This window comes from Sphingopyxis sp. KK2 (assembly GCF_001990265.1).
In the GTDB taxonomy this organism is placed as follows: domain Bacteria; phylum Pseudomonadota; class Alphaproteobacteria; order Sphingomonadales; family Sphingomonadaceae; genus Sphingopyxis.
Genome location: NZ_LYVN01000007.1, coordinates 1 through 24481, shown reverse-complemented (window position 1 = coordinate 24481; position 24481 = coordinate 1). Strand labels below are relative to the sequence as shown.

The window sequence follows — 24481 nt, the reverse complement described above, 5'->3', positions numbered from 1 at the left end:
ACGGAGTACGCCCTTTGGCCGCCAATTTCGCAGCGCTCGACCGCTATATCGACCGGCAGATCGAGGCCGTTGCAGGCTATTTTGGCCATGTCGAATGGGCGGCGATCGACGCCATCGGTCGCTGGCAGGTCGAACAGGGCATAAAAGGAAACCTCGCCGAAATCGGCGTCCATCACGGCAAGCTCTATTTCATCCTCGCGCTGCTCCGCCAAGCGGGCGAGCGCGCTCTGGCGATCGACCTGTTCAAGGACGACGGACTCAACACCGGCATCCACGCGGGCCGCGACCGGGCGTTTTTCGACAATCGGGCTAGGCTCGGCATCGACCTTGATGAAGGCGAGGTGTGGACTGTCGATACGCTGACGCTCACCCCCGAAGCGCTGCGCACGCGGATCGGCGCGGTGCGGCTGTTCAGCGTCGATGGCGGCCATGCCTATAAGAATGTCGTCCACGACATGCGGCTTGCAGAGGCAGTGCTCGCCGACGACGGGGTGATGATCGTCCATGACTTTTTCGGGATCGGCTGGCCCGACGTCTCGGTCGCGGCGATCCATCTGCTCACCGATATGAAGGATCGACTGCAACCCTTTCTGATCACGCAGTATAAATTGTTCGTCGCGCGCCCCGAAGCGGCCGAGCGCTATCGCAAGATGCTGGCGACCAACCCGCGCCTTGCCTCGGCGCAGATGTCCGAACGCACGATGTTCGACCGGCCGATCACGCTCTTCAACCTTGGGCGGCGCGAACTGCTCGAACGACGGATCAAGCGCAAGCTGGGCTTTTATCCCAAAAAGCTCTGAGCGCGCTCAGGCCGCGAGGAACTCGCCGACGCGCTCGGCGGGGCAAGCGACATATTCGCATAGCGACAGGTCGCCATGGATGCCGATCGCATCGATCGGCACCAGTTCGTAGTCGCCGTCGCGCCCTTCGTGCAGCACGCGCAGCAGGCGATAATCGAGGTCGGCGAAGCGCGCCTCGATCCGTGCCTGCCGCGCGATGCGCTCGGCGTGCCTGCCGTCGTAACAGGGCAGGATTTCCATCGAGATCTGCGGGCGGTCGCGTGCGATGACCGGCGTCAGCGCATCGATGACATCGGCCTCGGCGCCCTCGACGTCGATCTTGACCAGCCCTACGGGCGCCGCGAGCAGGTCGTCGGGCAGGTCGGCAACGCCGAGGATGGCGACGGTCTTGCGAAAGGTGACGACCTTGTCGGGGCGGAAGCCCTCGACGATCGACGCCGCCGAATCACCGCTGCGACCGTGATAGAGTTCGAGCGTCACGATGCCGCTTCGCGGACCAAGGCCGGCGGGCACGACACGCACATCGGTCCAGCCATTGGCGGCGACCAGTTCCTCGACATAATGGACGCACGCCGGATTCGGCTCGAAGCCGATATAGCGGCGAGCGGGCTCGATCGCCTTCACTTTGATCAGCGTCTGGCCGAGGTTCACCCCGACGTCGATGAAGGTGCCGGTTGCGTTCGCCAGCAATCGCCGCAGCAGCGCGTGCATCCAGGGCTCGGTAAGTTCGGCCATGAGCCCCGCGCTCACCGGCACTGCGACTGGCACGCCCCCGACCATGGCATCGATTTGGCGATTGAAGCGGGAGAATTGCCCGAGGCGTCGCAGGATACGGTTGGCGAGGCGGCTGTCAGGGCTGATCTCCATGCTCATTTCATCCGTCCTTCAAAAAGGCTGCGATGCGCTCGACATGGGCGCGATAACTGTTGGCGAGCGCCAGTTCGACACGCGCGCGCCAACCCGTGTCGCGCGACCCGCGAACCGCGTCGATCGCCGCATCGAGCTTGGCGCCGATTTCGTCGGGGGCGTCGCGCGGCGCCATGAAGATGCCCGGGGCATCGGCCTGCGCCGCGATCGGGCTGCTCACGACCTCGCCGCCGAGCGCGAAATATTCGAGCAATTTATGCGAATTGACCCCGCGATTGCGGTCGCGCGCATAGTCATAGAGCAGCAGCCAGACGTCGACGTCCTCGGTCGCGGCGATCAGCGCGTCACCGGTGAGCAGCCCCGCCAGTTCGACATTGGGCTGCCGTGCCAGCGTATCGGCCCAGGCGTGGTTCTCCGCAGTGCCGCCCTGCACCGGGCCGATGAAGCGGAAGATGCAGTCGGGATGCGCCGCGACAAGGCTGGCAAAACGTTCGCGGTCCATCGCCGGCTGCGCGAGATTGCCGATGAAACCGACGGTGACGGGTTGGTCGGTGTCGCGAACCCGCGGTGCGGCGAGGCGGCGACGCGCCGCGCAGGCGAACAGCGGCGACAGCCCGTGCCCGACGACATGCCGCGGCGCGTCCGACGGCGCGATCTCGGCGATCAGCAACTCGTCGACACCCAGGATCAGGTCGGCATGGCGATGCATGGTGTCGCCGGGATCGAGCATGTCGACGACGTGCAGAATCGACAGCGGCGCCGCAAAGGCCCGGTGGTCGGCGAACTGGCGCGCATTGTCGAAATCCCAAAGCAGGTCGATCGGTCCGACGGCGCGCGCGATCGCCTTCGCGCGAAGCCGCGCGGCGACGATGAACAGCCATTGCGCGCGATATTTGGCGCGCGCCATCGGCATTCGCGGGTGATCGACCAGCGTGACGCCCGCAACGTCGCTCGGCACCAGGCGAATGGCGTCGGCGCTGCCAGGCGGATTGACGAAGAAGACCTGATGACCGAGCGCGGCAAGTTCGCGCGCATAATGATGCTTCGACACCTGCAACCCCGTCCACGGTTGCGGCGAGATGAGCAGGATCCGAAGCGGCGGCGCCAGAAGATCGACGGGACCTGCCATCGCTTAACGCTTCAATCCCATGACGCGCATCGCCTTGCCGATCGTGCCGATGATGCGAAAATAGCGATCGCGTTGCTTCTGGTCGGTACCGTAAATTTCGTGCCGCTGGTTGGGCAGCGTCAGCAAATCCTCGAATTCCCCCTCGCTGAAGCCCAGCTTCTTGCGAACATAGGCCTTGTCGCGTTCCTGCATCGCTTCGTCATAGGTCGGTTGCTGCAATTCGCGCAACGCTTCGTCGCGTGTCGCCTGCCCCGACAGGATCAGGTTCGACAGATGCGCCTTGCGCTTGTCGACGCCGAATTTCCGGGGGAGGATGTAGCCCTGATAGAAGCGCGTGAAGAGCGATTCATAATGTTTGCCGCCATAGTCGACCCAATCGAGTTCGCGGATCAGCAATTCCTTGGCCTTAGCCTTGTCGAAATCGACGAGATCGAGCACCGCCTCGCTGTGGATGCCGCGCACCAGTTGGTACCAGGCGCGCTGCCACACGCCGAGCGCGGGCAGCTTCTTGAGCGGTTTCTCGCCGAATTGCCGATGGATGTTCTTCAGGTTGACGAGATCGAACTTCGCATAGTTCCACGATGGCGGCATCAGCCATTCGGTCGCGTGATTATGGCCCGACAGGATATATTTGAGCTTGTGCTTTGCCGCGAAGCGATAGAGCGCGCCCGAGATCATATGATCGGTCGGCACCTCGATGTCGACCACCGACGCCTTGAAATAGGCGCGCTGCAGATCACGGAATTCATCCCAGTCCATGACGAAGGTGTTGAGTTCGAATCCGAGCTTCTTGCAGATATTCTCGATATTGCGGACCGCGAGTTCGTTGTTCCAGCCATTGTCGAAATGGACGATCAGCGGTCGCAATTCCCATTGCTTCGCGAGCAATGTGACATAGCTGCTGTCAACCCCGCCCGACAGCCCGATCACGCAGTCATAGGGCTTGCCCTTGCCGTCGGCGCGTACCGCGGCGAGAATTGCGTCGAGCTTCGCCTGTCGCGCCGCCGCGTCGGGCAAGGTGGCGGCAAAGGCCTGGTAATCGTGCCAATAGTTGCAGACGCCGTCGGCGTCGAAGCGGACGTCGGGGTCGCTGCCGTCCATGACGGTACGGGTGCAGGTCTGCACCGATGGCGAGGGCAGGGGCGAGGTGGCCTGGATCATCGCACCGCGTTCAATCGATCTGCGCGAACAGCCGGTCGCGCAGATCGGCCTCGTCGGGGTAGGAGATGAGCACGCCCTGTTTTGGCGCGCGATAGACGAACAGGCTCGATGCCGCGACCGCCGAGGCGCCGGCTTGGCGGATCGCCGTCAGGAAATCGCCGATGTCGGCGGCGCCGCCGCATGCGACCACCGGCACGTCGACCGCGGCGGCGACGGCAGTCACCGTCGGCAGATCGAAGCCCGACCATTTGCCGTCGCGATCGATACTGTAGAGCAGGATTTCGCCCGCGCCCGCCGCCGCCATCGCTTTTGCCGCCGCGACGGGCGATTGTCCGGTCCTGGTCTTGCCGCTGCACGTAAACACCTGCTCGCCGCCGATCAGCCGCCGCGCATAGGGCAGCGACACCGCCACCGCCTGCGTCCCGAAACGGTCGGCGATCGCCGACACCAATGCGGGGTTGGCAAAAGCCTCGGTCGACAGCACGACCTTTTCCAGCCCGAGTGCGAACAGCCGCGCCGCATCCTCGACGCTGCGGATGCCGCCGCCATAGCCCATCGGCAGGAACGCCTCCTCGACAATGTCGCCGATCGCATCGAAATTCGGCCTGCGCCCGTCGGCACTGGCATCGATGTCGAGCAGCAATATTTCGTCGACCATCTTGGTGTTGAAGATGCGCACCGCGTTGATCGGATCGCCGATATAGGTCCGCTTGCCGAAGCCGACGGTCTTCACCAACCGCGCGTCGCGGTCGATGGTCAGCACGGGGATGACGCGAATGCGGCGCATCGCGCGTCGGTCAGACCTGCCAGCCGGCAAAATTCATGCCGGTCGTTGCGCGAAGACGGGTCACATCCATTTCCTCCGCCATGAAGATGTCGGCGTGGCGCGCCAGATCGTTGGGCAGGCTGCTGGTCCCGCATTTCATCGCGCCGATGTCCAAAAGGTTGGGAAGATACATCCGACTATCCTGCTTTCACGTCGGCGATCAGACGCGAGATGGTGGCGATATGGCCGGCGTAGCTGTTCTCGGCTGCAAATTGCGCACGCGTGGCCGCAAGCGGGGCGCCGACCGCCGCATAATCGGCGACGATCGCGCTCAGCAACTCAGGCATGTCTCGGTTGTCCTCATAGGCCGAGCAGGTCACCGCGCCAGCGGGGAAGGTGAAGGACAGCGGGCTCGCGAGCACCGGTTTACCGGTCGCGAGGAATTCGTTGATCTTGTGCGGATAGATCAATCCCTTCGCCTTTTCATAGCGATAGGCGACCAACCAGATATCGACGTCCGCCGAGCGCGCGATCACTTCCTGCGATTCGAGCCGGCCGAGCAGGGTGACGTTGGTGAAGGACGACAGCCGCTCGATCCGTGGATCGGGCGGCGTCGCGACGCGATAGGGTCCGATGATCTGGAACTCGAGCTCGGGATGCGCCCCGATCACCGCATAAAGCGCGTCCCAGTCGATATCCTTTCGGTCGAGGTTGCCGACATAGCCGACGACCTGCGGCGTTTCGCGAAAAGCCGGAGCACGGCCGTCGAGCCGCGTACGCGCCAGCTCCAGAAAGCTGGCCTGCGTACCGTGCGGGATCAGCGCGGTGCGCGCGCCGCTTGCTGGCAGCGACGAGATGTAGAAGCCGTTGTTGGCGAGGATGATCTGCGCATGCTTGGTCGATGAAAATTGCGGCGCGATGTCATCTACGGGGTGGAATATGGTGAAATCCGGCGAGAAATCGCCGAGATCATGGAACATATATTCATTGTCGAAATCCCAGACCAGGTCGATCGGTTCAGCAACCGCCCTGGACACGCGCCGTGCGACGCCTTTCATCAGCCAGATGAAAAGCGCGCGCGCGTGGAACTTGATCCGGTACGGGAAGGGCAGGCGGTAGCGGACGAGCGAAACCCCCTTGGCATCGCTCGGCAGGATCGTGACGCTGCGGTCGCGCCGGCTGTGGTCGGGCGGTTCGACGAAATAGACGCGGTGCCCCATCTCGCCGAGCAGCCGTGCATAATGATGCTTCGACACATTGGGCGCGTTCCACGCCTGCGGCGAGATGATCAAGATCGTTCGCGGCTGCGAGAAATAGCCCTCCACGCCTCAGCCTCCCTGCAACGCAGGGTGGGGTGCCTGCGGCGCAAAAGCGGCAAACTCCGCTACATGATAGCGGTGATCGCGGATGTCGTGGTGGGCGCGGCGCACGATATGCTGCCTGCCCATATACTGGCGCGCAACATAGCGTGGCAGGAACCGCGACGGGCGCAAAGCTGCGCTGGTTGCCACCTTGTCTGTCAGACAAGCAGCGGGATTGGCAGAAAATTCGGTCATATCAACGGTATCGCGTGCCTCTGCCGGGAGAAAGTCAGGAAGCCTCCCCCGAGGGCATATGCCAGCCTTGCCGCATTGTCTATCACGGCACCGCCGGTTCGCCGCGAAGATGGCGATGGCGATAGGCAATCCAGAAAGCGGTGGCGAGAAAGGCGACATACATCGCGCCCTGCGCCAGCGCATAAGCGATGATGACGTTCAGCGGCTCGGCGATAAACTGTGTCGCCAGCAGCACCGCGCCGATGGTGAAACCCGCGAAGCCCGTCGACATCAGGAAATCGAGCCGCTGATAGCCGTGCAACCACAATATCTTGGTCAGCGGCTGAGCGACGAACTGCAGGCCGATGACGGGCGCGAGGATGCGCGCGACTTCGCCGGTCTCGTGCCAGTTGGGACCGAGCACGAATACGAACAGCGCCGGCGCGATAAGGTACAGCAGTCCGAACATCGGTATTGCAATCGCCGTGAGGCCGATCGCGAGCCGGTAGAAAAGATGCGTCGCGCTATCCAGCCGCGCGATTTCCTCGGCACCGCGCCGAAAAAACACCTGGCCGATCGCGGTCGCGAACATCTGGACGGGCAGCGCGAGCAGGCTGCGCGCGCGGTTGAAATGGCCGACGACGTCGAGCATCCCACCCTTCAGGCCGAGCACATAGATGGGGAACGCCATCGCCACCTGTTCGATGATCGCGGTCGGGGTCGTCCAGCGCGCGAAATCGCGGTGTCGCACCGCCGCCGCGCGCATGTCGGCGACAGGAACCCGCCGCGCCAGTCGGAACGCCTCGCGGTTCCCTGCGACGACATAGGCGAAGGCGACGAACTGGCCCGCGAAATAGGCGGCCATCAGTCCGCCTGCACCCCATTTGAGCAGGCCCAGCCCGATCGACAGTCCGGTCGTCACGACGACGCTGACGATCTGCAGCCGGCTCATGAAGCTGTAGCGGTTCTGGCGGTTGGCAAAGGCCTGCAGCGCCGCGGTCTGGCTCGACATCAATATGGTCAGCGGCAAGAACCAGAACCACGGCCACAGCGCCCCGCTCGACCAGCTCGCCGGCCCGATCCAGGGGATCAGCGCGACGATGCCAAGCGCGAACGCCGATATGACGAGCGGGATGCGCATCGCCAATGCCAGCGTCGCGATCGCCTCCTGCTCCTGCTTGTCGACGATCACGCCCTTGAAATATTGCAGGTTGCCGATCGTCGCGAGTACCGCGCCGAACGCCATATAGGTGCCGAGCACGCCATAGTCGGCGGGCAGATAAAGCCGCCCGAGGATCGGCGCGGTCAGGATCGGGATCAGCGTCGCGATCGCCTGTCCGCTGGACAGCGTCGCGAAATTCCGCACGAAGTTCAGGCGCGAGATCTTCACCATTTTGTCGGCGACGGTCTTCACCAATTCATCTCCGCAGCGCGTTGAAGGGTTTGGCGAGATTCCTTCGCCGACACGGGACCGATCCCGCCGGTTACAGAAAAGCCCCGACCCCGCCAATCGAATTCCATGGTGTCAGAGTCCCGCGAAGCGATCGAGCACCGCCATGCCGAACGACAGGCTCTTTTCGGGATGGAACTGGACACCGAAGACATTGTCCTTTTCGACCCCGGCGGCGAAGCGATAGCCGTGGACCGCGCTGCACAGTTCGGTCGCCGGATCGTCGCAGGCGATGTGGAAACTATGGACATAATAATAGCGCGCATCAGGGGTATCGAGCGCCATCCGGTGCCCGGCGTTCCATGTCGTGTCGGCCCATCCGATATGCGGGACCTTAAGCCGCGCGTCGAGACGCACGCGGTCGAAGGCGACGGTCTCTGCGGCGACCCAACCAAAGCCGGGGAGTTCGCCCTCCGCGCTGCCACGCGTCAGCAATTGCGCGCCGAGGCAGATGCCGAGCATCGGCACCCTGCGGCGCTCGACCGCCTCACGGAGCGGCTTTGACAGCCCCTTGTCGTGAAGCCTCTGCATGCCCCAGTCGAACTTCCCGACGCCGGGCAGGATCAGCCGCTCGGCGCGCGCGACCCGGTCGGGATCGCCCGTCAACTCGGCGCGATGGCCAAGATATTGCAGCATGTTGATGATCGATCGCGGGTTGCCCGCGTCATAGTCGACGATCGTGATCATAAGGACACCGCAAAACGCCGCACCCAGGCGGCGAGGCTGATCAGCCGGAAATGCGCCGGATCGTAACGCGTCGAAGCGGCGATGCGGTCCCCGAGCGTGGAAACGTCGAGCAGCGGGCGCAGGACGGCCAATGCATCGTCGGTCATCGCCGCCATGCGCTCGGGATAGTCGCGGCCAAAGCTCGCGTCGGGCGAGGAAAAGCCGATCTTGTCGCGGCGCCAGCGCACCGCATCGGGCAGTTCGTCCATCGCGTCGCGCAGGATCAGCTTCTGCCAGCCCCTTCCGACGAGGAAGCGCGTCGGCAGCCGCATTACGAATTCGACCAGTCGATGGTCGAGGAAAGGCACGCGCGACTCGATGCCGAACTGCATCGCGTTGCGGTCCTGCGAATGGAGCTGGTACGGGATGCTGGTGCGCGTGAGTTCGTCGAGCGCCAGCGGCTTGTAGCGCGTCGGCGGCGCGACGGGCGTATAAGTCTCGGCGCCGGCCCCGCGCCACATCCCCGCCATCAGCGGCGAAATCAGCCGGTCGGATGCCCGCCCTGCGGCGAGATATTTGCGCAGGACGAGGGGCAGGCCGTCGCCGGTCGACAGGCCGCGGCCGCGAAAATTCCGCCAGGCCTCGCCGAGGCGGCCCGCGCCGATCGCCTCGCGCTGCGCTGCGAGCCAGAATTCGCCATAGCCGCCGAAATATTCGTCGGCGCCCTGACCGTCGAGCATCACCGTCACCCCCTCGGCATGCGCGGCGCGGAACAGCGCATGCTCGTTGAAATGGCTGCCGCTGGGCAGCGGCTGGTCCTGCGCCCAGGCAAAGACTTCGAGCCATTCGGGGGTGTAATAGTCGGGCAGCGACACCGGCACCTCGACCTGCCGATAGCCGAAGCGCCGGGCGACCTGAGCCGCGAAGCCGCGCTCGTCGTGATGGCGATCGGCGTGAAAGACGGTGAAGACGGGAAATTGCGCGGGATCGCCGACAACCCCGGCGCTCGCTGCGGCGATCGAGGAACTGTCGACCCCGCCCGACAGGCTGGCGCCGAGCGGGACATTGGCGACATGATGCGAGCGCACCGCCTCTGCGAACAGCGCGCGGAGCTGGTCGCGCGCGTCGGCATAGCGCATATCGAGCGGCTCGATATGCGCCGCGAGATCGTACCAGCGCGCCGTCGCAAATTCGCGGCTGGCGAGGTCGTAGGTCGCGAAATAGCCGGGCGGCAGGGCCTTGATGCCCGCGAAGAAACTGCGTTCGCCGGTGTTGAGCTGCCCATATTCGAGGAAGCGGCGCAGCATGTCATGGTCGGGGGCGCTGTCGACGAGGCCCGTCGCGAGCAGCTGCTTCGCCTCCGACCCGGCGAGCAAGACGCGGTCTGAGAGATGGTAGCAGAGCGGCTTGATCCCGAAGCGATCGCGCCCGAGCAGCATCTTCTGCCGCCGCGCATCATGATAGGCAAAGGAGAACATGCCGCGTAGCCGCGGCAACGCGTCGATCCACCATTGGTCGAGCGCGTGGAGCAGCACCTCGGTGTCCGAGCGTGTGTGAAAGACATGCCCCAGCGCCTCGAGCTCGCCGCGCAATTCGGGGAAATTATAGATGGCGCCGTTGAACAGCAGCCAGTTGTCGCCGTCGCGCATCGGCTGGTTCGAGCGGTCGGCGACGTCGATCACCGCGAGCCGGCGGTGCGCGAGGCCGACCGGACCGAGCGGGACGATGCCTTCGGAATCGGGGCCGCGATGCGCGACCGCATCGGCCATCGCCTGCAACGGCGCGCGCTCGACGGGCCGCCCGTCGCGATTTGCCAATAGACCCCAGCCGCACATGCGGTTCAGCTACCTTCCGCGCGCGGCGAGGTAAAGGCGGCGGCGAAGCGGCCGAGAAACTGATGGCGCAGATTGCGGCGCGCGAAATCGGCGAAATCGCGCGCGGCGACATAGCCGTGCCGGGCATCCGCCGCGATAACCGGGACGGGGCGATCGTGGGTGCCGACGATTTTCGCCGGATTGCCCGACAGGATCGATCGCGGTTCGAAGCACGAGCGGGTGACCACGCTGCCGCGCGTCACGATGCAGAAATCGGCAAGCTCGACGCCGGGCAGGATCGTGCAGCCCTCCTCAATGACGCAATGATCGCCGATCACTAGCGGCGGCCCTTCGAGATAGTCGGTGAGCCGTACCGGGTCGTGATTGCCGCTGATCAGGCCGACGCTGCGTCCGACCGACACGCCGTCGCCGATCACGATCCCCATATTGGCGCTGACGTAACAAAAGGGTTCTATCCCCGGCCAGCTGCCGCGCCCGAGCAGGACGCGGTTCGGATAGTCGAGCTGGCTCGCGGGGTGCATCGGCCAATAGGCGCCGCCGTTGATCCCCAGCCCATGCTGCGCGAAGCGGGCCTTCCATGGGACGGTGCGGGTCATGCGGCGCCCCAGATGCGGTCGAACAGCGCCGGATCGATCTTGCGGTCGCGCAAGACACCAATCCGGGCAAGCGGCGTGTAGCCGACATAGGCGTTCGGTCGCTGCCAGTGCTCGCACGCGGCGGGATCGAGCCGCTTGACGATGCGTGCGGGGTTGCCGGCGACAACACAATAGCCCTCGGGAAAACTGTCGGCGACCACCGCACCGGCGCCGACGATGGTGAAATCGCCAAGGCGCACCCCGGCGCCCACCGTCGCATTCATCGCGATCAGGCAGTGACGGCCGATCTTCGTCGCAAAGTCGATCGGCGCTGCCGGCGCCTCCGCGCCGTCGGGCAGCGACAGCAGCCGGACGTTGGGGGCGATCTGTGTGTAATCGCCGATATAGAGTCCGCCGCGCCCGTCGATCTCGCACCCGGTGCTCCACCCTGGCGAGGTCTCGACACCGATCACGGTAAAGCGTGCCCCGCGGACCCGCGTCGCCGGATGCACCGGCCAATAGGCGTCGGCGTTGCGGCGTAAGATTTTCTGCGCGAACCACATCCGGAAATGCACCTCGACCTGCGTTCCCGCGGTGTCGACGAAATAACGCCCGCCGCCGACCCGGTGCCAATGCGCCTCGAACAGCCGGCGTAGCCGATCGAGGATCGTCGCCGGCCAGCTCAGCTGCATGTTGAGGAGGCGGCCCATCCCGGACCCTAAGCCGAACCGGCCCCCGCCAGCACCGCGGCGATCACGCGGTCCTGCACGTCGTCGGTCAGATAGGCGTGCATAGGCAGGCTGAAGACCTGCGCCGCCCAGCGATCGGTTTCGGTCATCGCACCCGCGATACGGCATGCGCCGGCAAAGGCGGGCTGGACATGCATCGGCTCGGGATAATGCACTCCGCTCGGCACGCCCGCCGCCGTCAGCGCCGCGAGGATCGCAGCGCGGTTCGGCGATTTGAGCGCAAAATAGCCCCAGACGCTCGTCCGGTCGGCGGCGATCATCGGCAGTTCGAGCGCATTGTGGCCGGCAAAAGCAGCGAGATAGCGCGCGCCGAGCACATGGCGGCGCGCGACTTCCTCGTCGAAGATTTCGAGCTTGGCGAGCAGCACCGCCGCCTGGATCGTGTCGAGCCGTCCGCCGACCCCGATCCGATCGTGATGGAAGCGGCGCGACTGGCCATGGACGCGGATCTCGCGGCACGCCTGCGCGAGCGCGTCGTCGTCGCAGAAGATCGCGCCGCCGTCGCCGTAACAGCCGAGCGGCTTGGCGGGGAAAAAGCTGGTGCAACCGATGGCCGACGTGCTGCCGCTGCGCCGTCCCTTGTACGTCGACCCGAAGCTCTGCGCGCCATCCTCGATCACCGCGATGCCGTGCGGCGCGGCGATGGCGTTCAGCGCGTCCATGTCGGCGCATTGGCCATAGAGCGAGACGGGGATAATCGCGCGTGTCTTGTCGCTAATGGCCGCCTTCACCGCCAACGGGTCGATCGTCGAGGTCGCGGGATCGATATCGACGAACACCGGGGTCCCGCCGACCCGCGCGATGACCTCGACCGTCGCGACAAAGGTCGCCGAGGTCGTGATGACCTCGTCGCCGCGCCCGATGCCCAGCGCCATCAGCGCGATCAGCAGCGCTTCGGTTCCCGACGCGACGCCGATGCAATGTTTCGCCCCGGTATAGGCCGCGAGCTTGCCCTCGAGCTCGGCGACCTCGGGCCCCATGATATATTGGCCATGGTCGAGCACCGCCTGTATCCGCGCATCGACCGACGCCTTGACGCTGCGATATTGCGCCTTGAGGTCGTTGAATTCGATCGTCTCGCTCATCGCGGCGCGCATGCCTCGTCGCTCACCTGATATTCGCGGTCGCACGCCGTGCAGGCTATCTCGCCGTCACCCTCGATCCGGACGCCGCATTCGCACATCCAGCCGATTTGCCGCGCCGGCACCCCGACCATCAGCGCATAGGGCTTCACGTCGCGCGTGATGACGCTGCCCGCGCCGACAAAACCATGTTCGCCGATCGTCACGCCGCACACGATCGTGCAGTTCGCGCCGAGCGTCGCGCCCCTGCGCACGAGCGTCTCGCGATATTCGTCCTTGCGTGGCACTGCGGCGCGCGGGTTGTAGACGTTGGTAAAGACCATCGCGGGGCCGCAGAAGACGTCGTCCTCCAACGTCACGGCGTCATAGACCGACACGCCGTTCTGGATGCGGACATTGTTGCCGATCGACACATGGTTGCCGACATAGACATTCTGTCCCAGCGAGCTGCCCGCGCCGATGCGCGCGGTGCCGCACACATGGACCCAGTGCCAGATCGCGGTCCCGTCGCCGATCTCGGCCCCCGCATCGACGATCGCGGTTTCGTGAATCTTGACAGCCATCAGTAATCCAGAGGCAGCGAAACGCGCTTGCCATCGCGTGCCGAGAGATAGGCGGCGACCAGCACCTCGAGGCTGCGCAGCCCCTCGCGCCCGTCGGTCGCAGCGACGGCGGTGCCGGCGAGCGTGTCGAGCACATTGTCGTAATAAAGCTGGTGCCCGAAGCCATAGACCGACGGCGTGTCATAGGAGGCGCCCGAGACCTCGGCATCGTCGGGGTGCGGTGTGTCGAACTGCCAGTCGTCGATGCGGTTGAGCGCGGTCCCGCCGACCTTCACGCTGCCCTTTTCGCCGAGGATGGTGATCGAGCCTTCGAGATTCTTGGGATAGGTCAGCATCGTGACATTCATCGACCCGAGCGCGCCCGAGCGCCAGCGGATATTCATCACCGCCGTATCCTCGACCTCGATATTGCGCGCGAGCGTCGCGGTATAGGCGTGCAGGCTCTCGATCGGGCCGCCGAGCCAGTCGAGCAGGTCGACATAATGGCTCGCCTGGTTCATCAGCGCGCCGCCGTCATATTCCCAGGTCCCGCGCCACGCCGCGCTGTCGTAATAGTCCTGCGGCCGTGTCCAGAAGACGTTCACCGCGATCATGTATACGCGACCGAAGCGCCCTCCTTCGACCGCTCTCTTGAGCAGTTGCAGCGTCGCATTGCGGCGGTTCTGCTTGACGATGAACAGCTGGACCCCGGCCTTTTCGCAGGCCTCGACCATGCGCAGCCCGTCCTGCCAGCGCGTCGCCATCGGCTTTTCGGAGACGATGTGGCGCCCGGATTCGGCGATCTCGATCACCTGCGCCGGGTGCAGCCCGCTGGGGGTGGTGACGATCACCGCATCGGCATCGGTCGCGGCGAGCATCTCGGTGAGCGAGGCGTGACCGCGTGCGCCAGTGCATTCAACGGCCTTGGCAAGCGCAGCGGGATCGACGTCGCAGACATCGACGATTTCGGCGCGATCGGCATGCGCCTTGATCGCTGCGAAATGATGGCCGGAAATGCGCCCGCATCCGACCAGCGCGAAACGCTGGCGGCGGCCGGTAATCGGCAGGTTTGCAACAGTCATAGGGTCTTGGTCATCCTGTTGCATTCCCCCGTCGCGGCGCGGGCCGGTTCCCGGCGTCTATGGACAAGCTGGGCCCAAAGATCAATCGGTGCGCGCGGTGCCGGCGCGGAAGAAGGCGGCGAGCAGCGCGACGAGGACAAGGTCGATCGCCGCGACCCAGAAGGGCAGCAGGTGCCAGGCGACGGCATAGGCGACGGGCAATTGGACGAGCATCGTCAACGCAAACAGCGCGTAACTGACCTTCGCGTGTCCCCAGCGGCGCTTGGCGTGCTGATAGGCATGCTCGCTGTGCGCCTGCGTGACATTCTGGCGGCGCAGGAAACGGCGCAGCAGCGTCACCGCGCTGTCGCACAGGAAGACGCCCTGCAGCACCAGCAGCGCGAGCCCGAAGCGCCAGTTCGACGCCGCGACCGCGAGCGTGACCGCCGCGACGATGAGCCCGAGCGGCGCGCTGCCGCTGTCGCCCATGAACAGCTTCGCCGGCGGGCGGTTGAACAGGAAAAAACCCAGCACCGCCGCCCCGAGCAGCAACAGCGGCAGGGTCAGCACGGTGGGGGGCAGGATCAGCACGCTCCCCGCGACAAAGGCCAGAATCTGGAGCGCGACGATCCCGTCGATGCCGTCCATGAAATTGGTGATATTCGCCGAATAGACAAGATAGAGCAGCGCGACGACCGCGAGCGGCCAGAACCAGGCCTCGGACAGTGGCTCGGGCAGCGGCGGCCAGGGCCAGAGCAGCAGGAACAACCCCGCCGAGCCGAATTGCACCGCAAAGCGCAGCGTCGTCGGCAATGGCGTGCGATCGTCGATCCAGCCGAGCCACATCAGCCCCAACACGGCGGGCCCGAGCGCAAGCGCCGGCACCAACTGGTACGGGACGAGCAGCGCCCCGGCGGCGAGCATCGCGATCCACACCGACAGGAACACGATCCCGCCGCCGGTCGGGGTCGCGACGACATGCGCGCTGCGTTCGTTGGGGGTATCGACCATCCGCCCCTTCGCCCAGTCGACATAGAGGCTGAGCAGCATCAGCGTCGCGATCAGGCAGATCGCGGTCAGCGCAAGGCCGGTGTCGATCATGCGCGCCGCTCCGCCGCCGCCATATTCGCCAGCTCGTCGGCCATCGTCACCGGCGCATGCCAGCCGAGCAATTGCCGCGTCGGTCCGCCTTCGACGAGCAGCGGGTCGCACAGCCGGTCGATCGCCGCGCGCTGGCCGGTCAGGCTGCCCAGCAGCCGCAGCAGCGCCACGGGCACCGGGAGCAGCCGCGCCGGACGGCCATAGGCGGTGCCGATCCGAGCGAGCAGGTCGCGAACGCTGACGCTTTCGCCATCGCTCGCCATCAGCGTTGCGCCTGCGGCCGCCGGATGGCGGCTCGCCGCGATCGCCAGCGACGCAAGATTGGTCACCGCGACGAGGCTGCGCTGGTTGGCACAAAGGCCGAAGGGCAGGGGGCGCCCGCGCGCGACCCACGAAACCATGCGCGCGAAATTGGCGCGCACGCCCGGGCCATAGACGAGCGGCGGACGGATAATCGCGACCTCGAGCGCGGTTTCGCCAGCGATGGCATGGAGCACCTGTTCGGCCTCCCACTTCGACTGGCCATAGGGGTCCTGCGGCGCGGGCGAGTCGTCGGCCGAGAAGGGCGGACGGCCGCTCGTGGTCTCGCCATTGACCTTGATCGAACTCAGGAAGACGAGCCGCGTCACGCCGGCGGCTGCGGCCTGCCGCGCCAGCGCCGCGCTGCCGTCGCGATTGACGCTGCGAAAGGCGGCGAGCGGGTCGGCGACGCGGTCGTCCATCTGGTGGACGCGTGCCGCGCAGTGGATCACGCGGTCGACACCCGCGAGCGCCGCGCCCCAGTCGGTGTCGGCGCCGATGTCGCCCACCGCAACTTCATCGGCAGCGCCCGTCGCGTTGCGCACCGCAAGGCGTACCGGCACACCCTCCGCGCGCAGCTGGCGCACCACCTCGGCCCCGACGAAGCCGTTGGCGCCGGTCACAAGGGTCGCTCCGCCGCTCATCACGCGGTCCGGCGCGGCCAATATTGGAAGATCTTGGTGAGATATTTCGACCAGATCATCAGCGAATTGGTCTTCACCCCGTTGCGCTTGCACGCGACGCCGATCTCGCGATTGATGATCTTGCGGCTCTGCAACCCCTGGTTCGATATACCGCCCGTCGCCATGGTGACGATCGGGGCGGCAACATGCACCGCCTCGCGCCCGGCGGTGCAGAAGAAGCGCAGCATCAGGTCGTAATCGGCCGCGATCCGGTAGTCGGTCGCAAAACCGCCCATCTCGCGGAACAGGTCGGTACGCATGTAGAAACCGGGGTGCGGGGGCATCTGGCCCCAGCGCAGGCGGCGGCTCCAGTTGCCCGCGCCCGAATAATAGCGCTGGCGTCCGGGCTTGTCGGGATCGACGATCACGACATCGCCCTGCACCGCATCGGCCCCGGGATGCGCCGTCGCAGCCTCGGCGAGCCGGGCGATGGCGTCGGGATCGCCGAGCCAGTCGTCGGCATTGAGGAAACCGACATACTCGCCGGTCGCGAGCGCGACGCCCTTGTTCATCGCGTCATAGATGCCCTTGTCGGGTTCCGACACCAGCTTGCCCTTGAACCAGTCGAGCGCGGCGATGCGGTCGGCGGTGCCGTCAGGCGAGGCGCCGTCGATGACGATATGTTCGATATGCGGATAACCCTGCTCGGCGACCGAGCGCAGGCATGCCAGGATCGTCTCGCCGGGATTATAGCAGACGGTGACGATCGAAAAACGCACGCCCGGAACAGCCAACGAATATCCCCTGATCAAGCCGGCGCGGGGCTGGCTATGGCGTCGGCATAGGCATCGGCAAACTGCTTGGCAATGGCGGGCCAGTGCAGGTTGTCGGCAACCCATGAACGGCCCGTCGCACCCATTGTGACCAGTTCGGCGTCGGCACGCGCGGTCGCATCGGACAGCGCACCCGCGATCGCAGCGGTCTCGGGCGCGACCCACCAGCCGCAGCTTTCGGTTTCGAGGACCTGCCAGGGCGTTCCGGTCGTCGTGATTACCGGGATCGCGTGCGCGAGCGCCTCGGCCGCCGAAATGCCGAAATTCTCGGTATAGCTGGGCAGCAGGAACAGCGACGCGGCGTCGTAGAATGCGCTTTTGGCGGCACCGCTCGCCGGGCCTGCAATCGCGACTTCGTCGGTTAGCCCATGCCCGGCGATCTGCGCCTCGAGCTGCGCGCGAAACCCTTCCTCGTCGGGACCCACGAGTTGCAGCCGCCATCCCACGGGCCGCACCTGCGCCCAGGCATCGACGAGCATCGCCAACCCTTTGACGGGGTGGATGCGGCCGAGGAACAATGCGGTCCGGACTTCACCCTCCGCCTTGGCCGTGCGTGCAGGCTGGTCGGGGATATCGATGCCGTTGGCGATCAGCAGCGGGTGCCGGTCGGGATAGCGCTCACGGATCCGCGCAACCTCGTCGTCGGCGGTGGCGTGCAGCCGCGCCGCGCTTTCGACCCCGCGCTTCTGGTAGAGCGCCCAGGCAAGGCGCTTCTTCCAGCGGCGATGCTGCCAGGCCCAGGGCTGCATCATCCCCCTGACGCTCAGCAGGCGGGGGATCGCATGCGCGTGGCAATGACGCGCGATCTGCGCCCCATAGGGCAGCCACAGCCCGTTATCGTGGACGATGTCCCAGCGCTGTAATGCCAGCACCTCGCCGAGCGTACCGGCGGCGATCTTGACGCTTCCACTCGGATCCATCGCTGCGACGCGGTCGGCGCTGCCGTCGGCGGCCCATACGGTGACATCGTGCCCCAGCGCCGCAAGCGCCCCGGCGAGGCGCCCGACCGAATAGGCCGGACCGCCATGTTCGAGCCGGAAACTGGGATTGGTCAGCAGGAGCCGCGTCATACCCTCTTCGTTCGCGCCTGTTCCTCGGCGAACAGCCGGACGTCGAGGTAGCGCTCCATGACCTTGACGATGATGAAGCCGATGATCAGCGACGCATAGAAGGTCGAAAAGAGGCTGCTCGCGTTGGCAAGCGGCTGGATGAACGCGACGAGGCCCGACATCAGCGGAACCGCCTCGGCCATGCGTCCCTCGGCGAGCGCGCGAAAGGCGCGCATGTCGAGATAGCGGACGAACATGCCCATCAAAAGCGAGAAGACGACGACCCCGAACATCGCGAAATTGGCGTAGAACTCGAAAAATGGCCCGATGCCGAAGGTCGTTTCGGCGCTTGCATTATAGCCCGTATGCTCGCTCACGAACTGCGATCCGCCGCGCACCGGCTTGTTGGTCCAGATCGCGCGCGGGACGAAGGCGAAGAGGCCGGCGAGCAGAGTCGACCCATTCTCGAACGTGTCGGGCTGCGCCTCGAATTTCTCGACCGCCATGCCCGTGTAGATACTCTGATCGAGACGCGAATCGAGCACATAGAGCTGCTTTGCATCGTCGCTCGACAGTGGGCCGAACTGGCTGATTGCATCGACCAGCCCATCAACGCGTTCGGACAGCGTCGATGTCGGCTCCCACACCACCTCGCGGAACTGACCGCGCACGAGCAGATAATTGGTCGACAGGTAAAGGAAGATATAGCCTGACAGGATGATCGTGACGAGGACGCGCCCGATGCCGAGGCGGCGGCCCGCAATCGCAAGCCAGAAACAGGCGATGATGATCACCGCCGCGACCGCATCGGCAAGGATGGCGTTGCCGAGCAGGTTGGCGATCGGGATCATCACCGTGATCGCGCCGATCTGCCAATATTGCAGCCCTTCGTTGAGCCAGGAGCGTCGCAGCACCGCGAGACAGAGCGCGACGACGAGCAGGTTCTTGCCGCTGACGATAACGGCGCCGATCGTCGGGATTTCGGCGATCGCGGGGACGAAGGTGATGCCGAAAAAGAAGACCAGCCCGACGAGCAGCATCAACCGTTGTGCCAGACGCAGGAAGAGCGCGGGAATCCGCTTGCGGTCGAAATCGATCCGATAGCTATCGCCCAGATAGGACATCAGCCAGATTCCGAGCGCCATCATGACGAAGCCGATCGTCGACACCTGCAACCCCTTGGCGACCGACACGCGCGTATAGCCGATCATATTGAGATAGGGGTCATATTGATGGAAATAGCCGGGAATCAGGTGCACGAACGCCGCGATGTGCACGATCGCCAGCGCGAACATCATCGCCATCGGAAAGCCTAGCGTACCCTTCGGCGAGCGGATCGTGTGGGACAGCACGACGAACATCGTCGCGGCCGCGACCACGAGCCAGAAGAGAATCGTCGTTTCGGGGGATTCGAACAGCATCGTCGACCCTATTGCCCGTCGGCGCGCGCCGCGTCGAGCGTGGCGGCTATATTGTCGCCGCAGGCCGCGACAAGCCGCCCTGCGACCTCGGTGCCGCGCACCCGCGCCTGCCAGCCGAGTCGCTCGCGCGCCTTGGCAGCAACCGCGCCGCTGAAGCGCAGGTCGGTCGGACGGAACAGGCTCTCGTCGATGTCGACATGGTCCTGCCAGTCTAGATCCACCGCGGCGAAGGCCGCAGCGACGAAATCGCGCAGCGATACCGACTGGCCCGTCGACACGATATAATCGTCGGGCTCGTCCTGCTGCATCATCAGGTGCATCGCCTCGACATATTCGCTCGCCCAGCCCCAGTCGCGCCAGATGTCGAGATTGCCGAGCGACAGCCGCCGCTGGTCGCCCTGCGCGATAGCGTGAGCGGCGCGGGCGATCTTCTGCGTCACGAAGCGCGCCGGGCGCAGCGGCGATTCATGGTTGAACAGGATCCCGGTGCAGGCGAACAGGCCATAGGCTTCGCGGTAATTGGCGACGGTCCAGTGCGCGGTCGCCTTTGCCACCGCATAGGGGCTGCGCGGCTTGAACGGGGTATTTTCGTCCGCCGGCGCGTCGCCGATATCGCCGAAACATTCGCTCGACCCGGCGTTGTAGAACCGCAGCGGGCGCCCGAGGAAGCGGATCGCCTCGAGCAGGGTCAGCGTCGCGCCCGCGATGCTGTCCATCGTCTCGACGGGCTGGTCGAACGACAGGCCGACCGAACTCTGCCCCGACAGATTATAGATTTCGTCGATGTCGAGCCGGTCGATCGTCTGGATGATAGAGCGGAAATCGGCGGTCGCCATCGAATAGATGCTCACTCGGTCTCGGATGCCGAGCAGATCGAGATTGGTCGCGCGCATCATGTCGCCGTCGCGAGACGTGCCCGCGACGCGATAGCCGAGCGACAGCAGGTGCCGCGCCAGCAGGCTGCCGTCCTGGCCGCTGATTCCGCAGATGAGGGCAGATTTGCTCACGTCTCTACCTTGGCCCCGCCATCGCGGCCTCGACCGCGGTTTTCAGGCGCGCGACGAAATGCGGCCAGCTGAAGTAATCCAGTCCTTCCGGTATTTCCTTGGGCTTTGCAAGCGCGTGCGAGACGGCGTCGGCGATCTCGCCCAGATCGTCAGGATCGATCAGCGCGCCGAGCATCCCGTCGCGCAATGCCTCGCGGCTGCCGTCGACCTTGCTGCCGACGCAGGGGACGCCACAGGCGGCCGCCTCGAGGAACACGAAGCCAAAGCCTTCGCCGCGACCGGGCAGGGCAAAGACGTCGCCGAGACGGAAGATGTCGGCCTTCCGGTCCTCAGGGACGAAGCCCATGAAGGTGCTATCCTCGTCGACGCCCAAGTCGCGTGCCTTGGCTTCGAGCCGCGCGCGGTCGGGGCCGTCGCCCGCGACGACATAGTGAATGTCGGGGTGCTTCTCGAGCAGGCCGGGCAGAATCTCGAGCATCTCGTCGACGCCCTTGTGCCGGTCGCGCCCGGGGAGCCGCGCGAGCGTCATGACGATGCGCTTGCCGGCCAGGCCCCATTTCTCGACGAGGTCGGCAGGCTTCGGCCCCATCGCATAGCGTTCGAGCCGGATCGCGTTCGGCAGCTGGACATAGTCGCTCGCGGGCAGCGCGGCCCAGGCGTTCATCCGGTCGGTGGTGATCTGGCTGATGGACCAGATCGCATCGCACGTCTTTAGATCGGGGATATGCTTGGGCAGCGGGTCCCACACGTCGATCCCGTACACGATCAGCACCAGCGGACAGTTGTTCCGGCGCGCGAGCAGGCGCGCGAAGCCGAGGAAATTGATATGGGCGCAGATGACGATGTCATAGCGTGACACCAGCATCTCGCGCAGGATCGCGAGCGCAAAGCGCGGCTTGCCGCCCGCCGCGCTTTCGACCACCCGCGTCCGTGGCGGGAGGTGATGCGGCGGCGGGTCGAGCAACCGCTGGAGCAGGGTGACCTCGGCGCCGGGAAAGGCCTCGACGATCGCATCGACGATGTCGCGGTTATACAGGCCGATGCCGCCATTGCCGTTCTTGAGCCCGAAGGCGCCGGGGGTCAGGAAAGCGATGTTCATACCGTCACCCGATCCTCGATCGCCGCCAGCATCGCGCGCGCGCGATCGTCGAAATGCGACCCGATTTCTACCACCCGCCGCCGTGCCGCGCTCCGCACAACCCCCGCCTCGACTGCCGGCATCGCGAGCAGTTTCTGTGCCTGCGCCAGCATTTCGGCGGGGCTGGAGAAATAAAGGGCGTCGCGGTCGGCGGCGAAGAAGCTGCGATGTTCGGGGCTGTCGGGCGCGAGCAGGATACCGCCCACGGCGGGCACTTCAAAACTGCGCAAATTATGCGACCCTTCATTGTGCGGACGGAACATGTTGAGCTGGAAACGGTAGCGCCGCAGGATGCGCAGCATGTCGACGCCCTGCTCGACCGGATAGATGCCCAGCATCGGCCCCGGCGACACGAATTTCTCCCAACCCCAGCCGAACAAATCCATGGCGACGCCATTTTCGGTCAGCAGGCGCACCGCCGCCGCGCGATCCTCGTCGGGATTGGCGTTGAAACAGCCGCGCAGCACTTCGGGTTCGGTGGCGATTTCTTCGTACAGGGCGTCGTCGACCGCGTGGCCGAAGGCGATCACGCCGACCTTTGTGTCCGGATAGGCCTCGGCCATCTCCTGCGCGATCGGGCCGCTAAAGGTCAGGTAGAGGTCATAGACCGAAATGCTGTCGCGCACATTCGCGTTGCCCGCGCCGGCGAGAAAGAAGCGGAAGGGATGGTCGGGGCTGTAATTGACCATCTTGATTCCCTGCGCCGCGATCTTGCGCAGCAGGGAAGGGGGATAATCGACGCCCTTGAAGACGATCAGCACGTCGGGCCTCGCCGCCGCGACCGCCGCTTCCAGCTTCTGTGCCGCCTCGGACCCCGCGAACCGCCGCACGCGCCGCATGAGGCGCCCGAACAGCGAAACCGGCGCCTCGCCGATGTCATAGGCCCTGACATCGGCGCCCGCACGCACGAGGCCCTGGTAATAGCAATCGGGCACCGCCCAGGGGTTGCCGCTGACCGGGGTCAATATCCTCACGACGCACCCCCGGCGCCCATGCGCTGCATCACGGGGCGGAATTGCTCGTCATAGGCCCAGTCGGCGATCATCCGCTGGCGCGCGCGCTCGCCCATCGCGCGCACCGCGTCGCGGTCGGCACCGAGGCGGCGAAAGGCCTCGGCTATCGAGACGGCGTCATCGGGGTCGCAGGCAACCGCGAAACCGGGCTCGACGAACATGTCGCGCCAGTCGCGGCCCGGACCGACGATGAGTGCCAGTCCCTGACCGATGGCGTCAAACGTCTTGTTCGATGCGCCCGCCATATGGCGCAGGTTCAGGTCACGCCCATCCACGGGCAATGCGGCGAAGGTCACGTCGTAATCCTGCAGCGCGGTCAGCAGGTCGTGATACGGCATGGCCCCGCGGAACAGCAGCCGGTCGGCACAGCCGAGGCTCGCGGCATGCGCGCGCAGTCGGTCGCAATGGCCGCGCGACGAGACAGTCTCGTAACCGATCACGGTCAATTCGATGCCCGGCACCGCCGCCAGCGCATCGATCAGCGCCAGCGGGACGCGCTGGACGTTGATCGACCCGGCATAAACGATGCGCACCGCTCCTCCGGCGGCGGCCGCGGCGGCGGCGCGCGGCGGCCCGACCTCTTCGCGGCAGGGCGTGTTCCAGGCGATGATCGGCAGCTCGCCCGACGGCAGGCGCGCATCGGCCGCGAGCAGCGCCGCGCGATCGGCATTGGGCAGGACGACAGCGTCGGCGCGCCGCGCCATCGCATTGCGCCCCTTCCACTCGGCACGCAGCCGGGCCGAGGCGCCGTCGATCGGCGAGTCATGCTCATGATAGACAATGCCGCCACGATGGAGCAGGCGTAGCGGCGCGCAGAGCAGCGCGGCGGTTGCGTCAGCGATATAGAGCCAGTCGGGTTTCCAGTCGGCAACAAGCGAAGCCGCGCGCGCCGCGAAGCGCACCGGCGTCAGCCTGCCGAACGAGACCCAGTCGCAGCTGCCCGCAAGATCGCTCGCGACCGCCAGCGGATCGACATCGCCGAACCCCACCCCCAGGTAGCGTACCGCATGCCCTTCGGCACGCCACAAGCGCCCGGCGCGCATCGCGGCGGGAAAGGCTCCCGGATTGGCATATTGGATATAGAGGATTTTCATGGTCGGGCGCGGGGTGCCTAGACGGCGATCCCATAGACGTCGACCGGCGCCGCCTTCTCGATCCGGTCCGCGACAAAGGCTTCGTCGCGGACATAGAGGCTGTTGTTCGCGGCATGCACGGGCGCCTGCGACAATCGCCGCGTGAACGGATCATAATGGCGCTGCGCAAAGCCATGCGCGGTCAGCATGTCGGCGATGTCCTGCGTCACCGTCTCGACCTCGACCGCCTTGAGGTCGGGCGAGGCCAGGGTCTTTTGTGCTCCCGCGATGACCGCAGGCTCATGGCCCTCGACGTCGATCTTGATCAGCAGCGGCGCGCGCCCGGCGAGCACGGTGTCGAGCGTCGTGCCATGGACGCGAACCGCACCCGGCGTATCGTCGTCGGCGACATGGTTGATGGTGTCCATGCCGCTCGTGAACCACAGCTCCTGCTCGCGGTCGCCGAGCGCGCTTGTATGCACCTCGACCCGGCCTCCGACCTCATTGGCGGCGATATTGCGTTCGAGCGTCGCGACCGTGTTGCTGTCGGGTTCGAAGGCGATGACGTCGGCGCCCGACACCTTCGCCGCTAGAATGGTGAAGCTGCCGATATTGGCGCCGATATCGACGAACAGGTCGGCGGGACGCAGCATGTGCAGGACAAAACCCATGTCGGCGAATTCGTGGAGGCCGAAATAGACATTG

General features: G+C 65.6%; 26 protein-coding genes. 1 reads left to right on the top strand and 25 read right to left on the bottom strand.

Annotation, left to right across the window (positions count from 1 at the left end):
* Positions 1-14: 14 nt before the first annotated feature.
* The gene (locus B1A78_RS02160) at positions 15-800 is read left to right on the top strand and encodes a class I SAM-dependent methyltransferase (protein WP_077145370.1); all 786 of its coding nucleotides are present in this window, start codon (positions 15-17) and stop codon (positions 798-800) included.
* A gap of 6 nt (positions 801-806) precedes the next feature.
* Here B1A78_RS02160 and B1A78_RS02155 read toward each other — a convergent pair whose 3' ends face one another.
* The 25 genes from B1A78_RS02155 to B1A78_RS02045 all read right to left on the bottom strand — a co-directional run.
* A complete protein-coding gene (locus B1A78_RS02155; RefSeq protein WP_077145369.1) occupies positions 807-1673 on the bottom strand; it encodes an FkbM family methyltransferase in 867 nt (288 codons plus the stop codon).
* 1 nt (position 1674) lies between these two features.
* A complete protein-coding gene (locus B1A78_RS02150; RefSeq protein ID WP_077145368.1) occupies positions 1675-2796 on the bottom strand; it encodes a hypothetical protein in 1122 nt (373 codons plus the stop codon).
* A 3-nt stretch (positions 2797-2799) separates the two neighbouring features.
* Positions 2800-3957 carry an N-acetyl sugar amidotransferase gene (locus B1A78_RS02145; protein ID WP_077145367.1) on the bottom strand — a complete coding sequence of 386 codons (1158 nt, stop codon included), beginning with the start codon at positions 3955-3957 and terminating at the stop codon, positions 2800-2802.
* 10 nt (positions 3958-3967) lie between these two features.
* Complete coding sequence (locus B1A78_RS02140) at positions 3968-4744, bottom strand: HisA/HisF-related TIM barrel protein (RefSeq protein ID WP_077145366.1); 777 nt, start codon at positions 4742-4744, stop codon at positions 3968-3970.
* A gap of 10 nt (positions 4745-4754) precedes the next feature.
* A complete protein-coding gene (locus B1A78_RS22500; RefSeq protein WP_179101953.1) occupies positions 4755-4916 on the bottom strand; it encodes a hypothetical protein in 162 nt (53 codons plus the stop codon).
* Positions 4917-4920: 4 nt separating this feature from the next.
* Positions 4921-6048 (bottom strand): hypothetical protein, encoded by a 1128-nt coding sequence (locus B1A78_RS02135; RefSeq protein ID WP_077145365.1) that lies wholly within the window; start codon positions 6046-6048, stop codon positions 4921-4923.
* Between the two features lie 3 nt (positions 6049-6051).
* Positions 6052-6279: a hypothetical protein gene (locus B1A78_RS22170; protein ID WP_144037639.1), complete on the bottom strand. Its 228-nt coding sequence runs from the start codon at positions 6277-6279 to the stop codon at positions 6052-6054.
* 82 nt (positions 6280-6361) lie between these two features.
* Positions 6362-7672: a lipopolysaccharide biosynthesis protein gene (locus B1A78_RS02130; protein ID WP_144037638.1), complete on the bottom strand. Its 1311-nt coding sequence runs from the start codon at positions 7670-7672 to the stop codon at positions 6362-6364.
* A 111-nt stretch (positions 7673-7783) separates the two neighbouring features.
* Positions 7784-8395, bottom strand: coding sequence for an imidazole glycerol phosphate synthase subunit HisH (hisH, locus tag B1A78_RS02125; RefSeq protein WP_077145363.1), 612 nt, complete (start codon positions 8393-8395; stop codon positions 7784-7786).
* Positions 8392-10209: an asparagine synthase (glutamine-hydrolyzing) gene (gene asnB, locus B1A78_RS02120; RefSeq protein ID WP_077145362.1), complete on the bottom strand. Its 1818-nt coding sequence runs from the start codon at positions 10207-10209 to the stop codon at positions 8392-8394. Before asnB ends, hisH begins: the two co-directional genes overlap by 4 nt.
* 5 nt (positions 10210-10214) lie before the next feature.
* Positions 10215-10805: an acyltransferase gene (locus tag B1A78_RS02115; RefSeq protein ID WP_077145361.1), complete on the bottom strand. Its 591-nt coding sequence runs from the start codon at positions 10803-10805 to the stop codon at positions 10215-10217.
* Positions 10802-11494 carry an acyltransferase gene (locus tag B1A78_RS02110; RefSeq protein ID WP_077145360.1) on the bottom strand — a complete coding sequence of 231 codons (693 nt, stop codon included), beginning with the start codon at positions 11492-11494 and terminating at the stop codon, positions 10802-10804. Before B1A78_RS02110 ends, B1A78_RS02115 begins: the two co-directional genes overlap by 4 nt.
* Before the next feature lie 8 nt (positions 11495-11502).
* Complete coding sequence (locus B1A78_RS02105; protein ID WP_077145393.1) at positions 11503-12618, bottom strand: DegT/DnrJ/EryC1/StrS aminotransferase family protein; 1116 nt, start codon at positions 12616-12618, stop codon at positions 11503-11505.
* Positions 12615-13178: an acyltransferase gene (locus tag B1A78_RS02100; protein ID WP_077145359.1), complete on the bottom strand. Its 564-nt coding sequence runs from the start codon at positions 13176-13178 to the stop codon at positions 12615-12617. The genes B1A78_RS02105 and B1A78_RS02100 overlap by 4 nt, the downstream gene beginning before the upstream one ends.
* Positions 13178-14239 (bottom strand): Gfo/Idh/MocA family protein, encoded by a 1062-nt coding sequence (locus B1A78_RS02095; RefSeq protein WP_077145358.1) that lies wholly within the window; start codon positions 14237-14239, stop codon positions 13178-13180. The genes B1A78_RS02100 and B1A78_RS02095 overlap by 1 nt, the downstream gene beginning before the upstream one ends.
* A gap of 81 nt (positions 14240-14320) precedes the next feature.
* Positions 14321-15319, bottom strand: coding sequence for a hypothetical protein (locus B1A78_RS02090; protein WP_077145357.1), 999 nt, complete (start codon positions 15317-15319; stop codon positions 14321-14323).
* Positions 15316-16242: an NAD-dependent epimerase/dehydratase family protein gene (locus tag B1A78_RS02085; protein ID WP_218667923.1), complete on the bottom strand. Its 927-nt coding sequence runs from the start codon at positions 16240-16242 to the stop codon at positions 15316-15318. Before B1A78_RS02085 ends, B1A78_RS02090 begins: the two co-directional genes overlap by 4 nt.
* 20 nt (positions 16243-16262) lie before the next feature.
* The gene (locus B1A78_RS02080) at positions 16263-17036 is read right to left on the bottom strand and encodes a glycosyltransferase family 2 protein (RefSeq protein ID WP_179101952.1); all 774 of its coding nucleotides are present in this window, start codon (positions 17034-17036) and stop codon (positions 16263-16265) included.
* Between the two features lie 14 nt (positions 17037-17050).
* The gene (locus B1A78_RS02075; protein ID WP_077145355.1) at positions 17051-18145 is read right to left on the bottom strand and encodes a glycosyltransferase; all 1095 of its coding nucleotides are present in this window, start codon (positions 18143-18145) and stop codon (positions 17051-17053) included.
* Positions 18142-19545, bottom strand: coding sequence for a hypothetical protein (locus tag B1A78_RS02070; protein ID WP_077145354.1), 1404 nt, complete (start codon positions 19543-19545; stop codon positions 18142-18144). The genes B1A78_RS02075 and B1A78_RS02070 overlap by 4 nt, the downstream gene beginning before the upstream one ends.
* Before the next feature lie 8 nt (positions 19546-19553).
* On the bottom strand, positions 19554-20552 hold the full coding sequence (locus B1A78_RS02065) for a GDP-mannose 4,6-dehydratase (RefSeq protein ID WP_077145353.1): 999 nt from the start codon (positions 20550-20552) through the stop codon (positions 19554-19556).
* 4 nt (positions 20553-20556) lie between these two features.
* On the bottom strand, positions 20557-21651 hold the full coding sequence (locus B1A78_RS02060) for a glycosyltransferase family 4 protein (RefSeq protein ID WP_077145352.1): 1095 nt from the start codon (positions 21649-21651) through the stop codon (positions 20557-20559).
* Complete coding sequence (locus tag B1A78_RS02055) at positions 21648-22664, bottom strand: glycosyltransferase (RefSeq protein ID WP_144037636.1); 1017 nt, start codon at positions 22662-22664, stop codon at positions 21648-21650. The genes B1A78_RS02060 and B1A78_RS02055 overlap by 4 nt, the downstream gene beginning before the upstream one ends.
* Positions 22661-23797 (bottom strand): glycosyltransferase, encoded by a 1137-nt coding sequence (locus B1A78_RS02050; protein ID WP_077145350.1) that lies wholly within the window; start codon positions 23795-23797, stop codon positions 22661-22663. Before B1A78_RS02050 ends, B1A78_RS02055 begins: the two co-directional genes overlap by 4 nt.
* 17 nt (positions 23798-23814) lie before the next feature.
* The coding region (locus B1A78_RS02045; protein WP_077145349.1) for an FkbM family methyltransferase at positions 23815-24481 on the bottom strand (667 nt) is incomplete at its 5' end.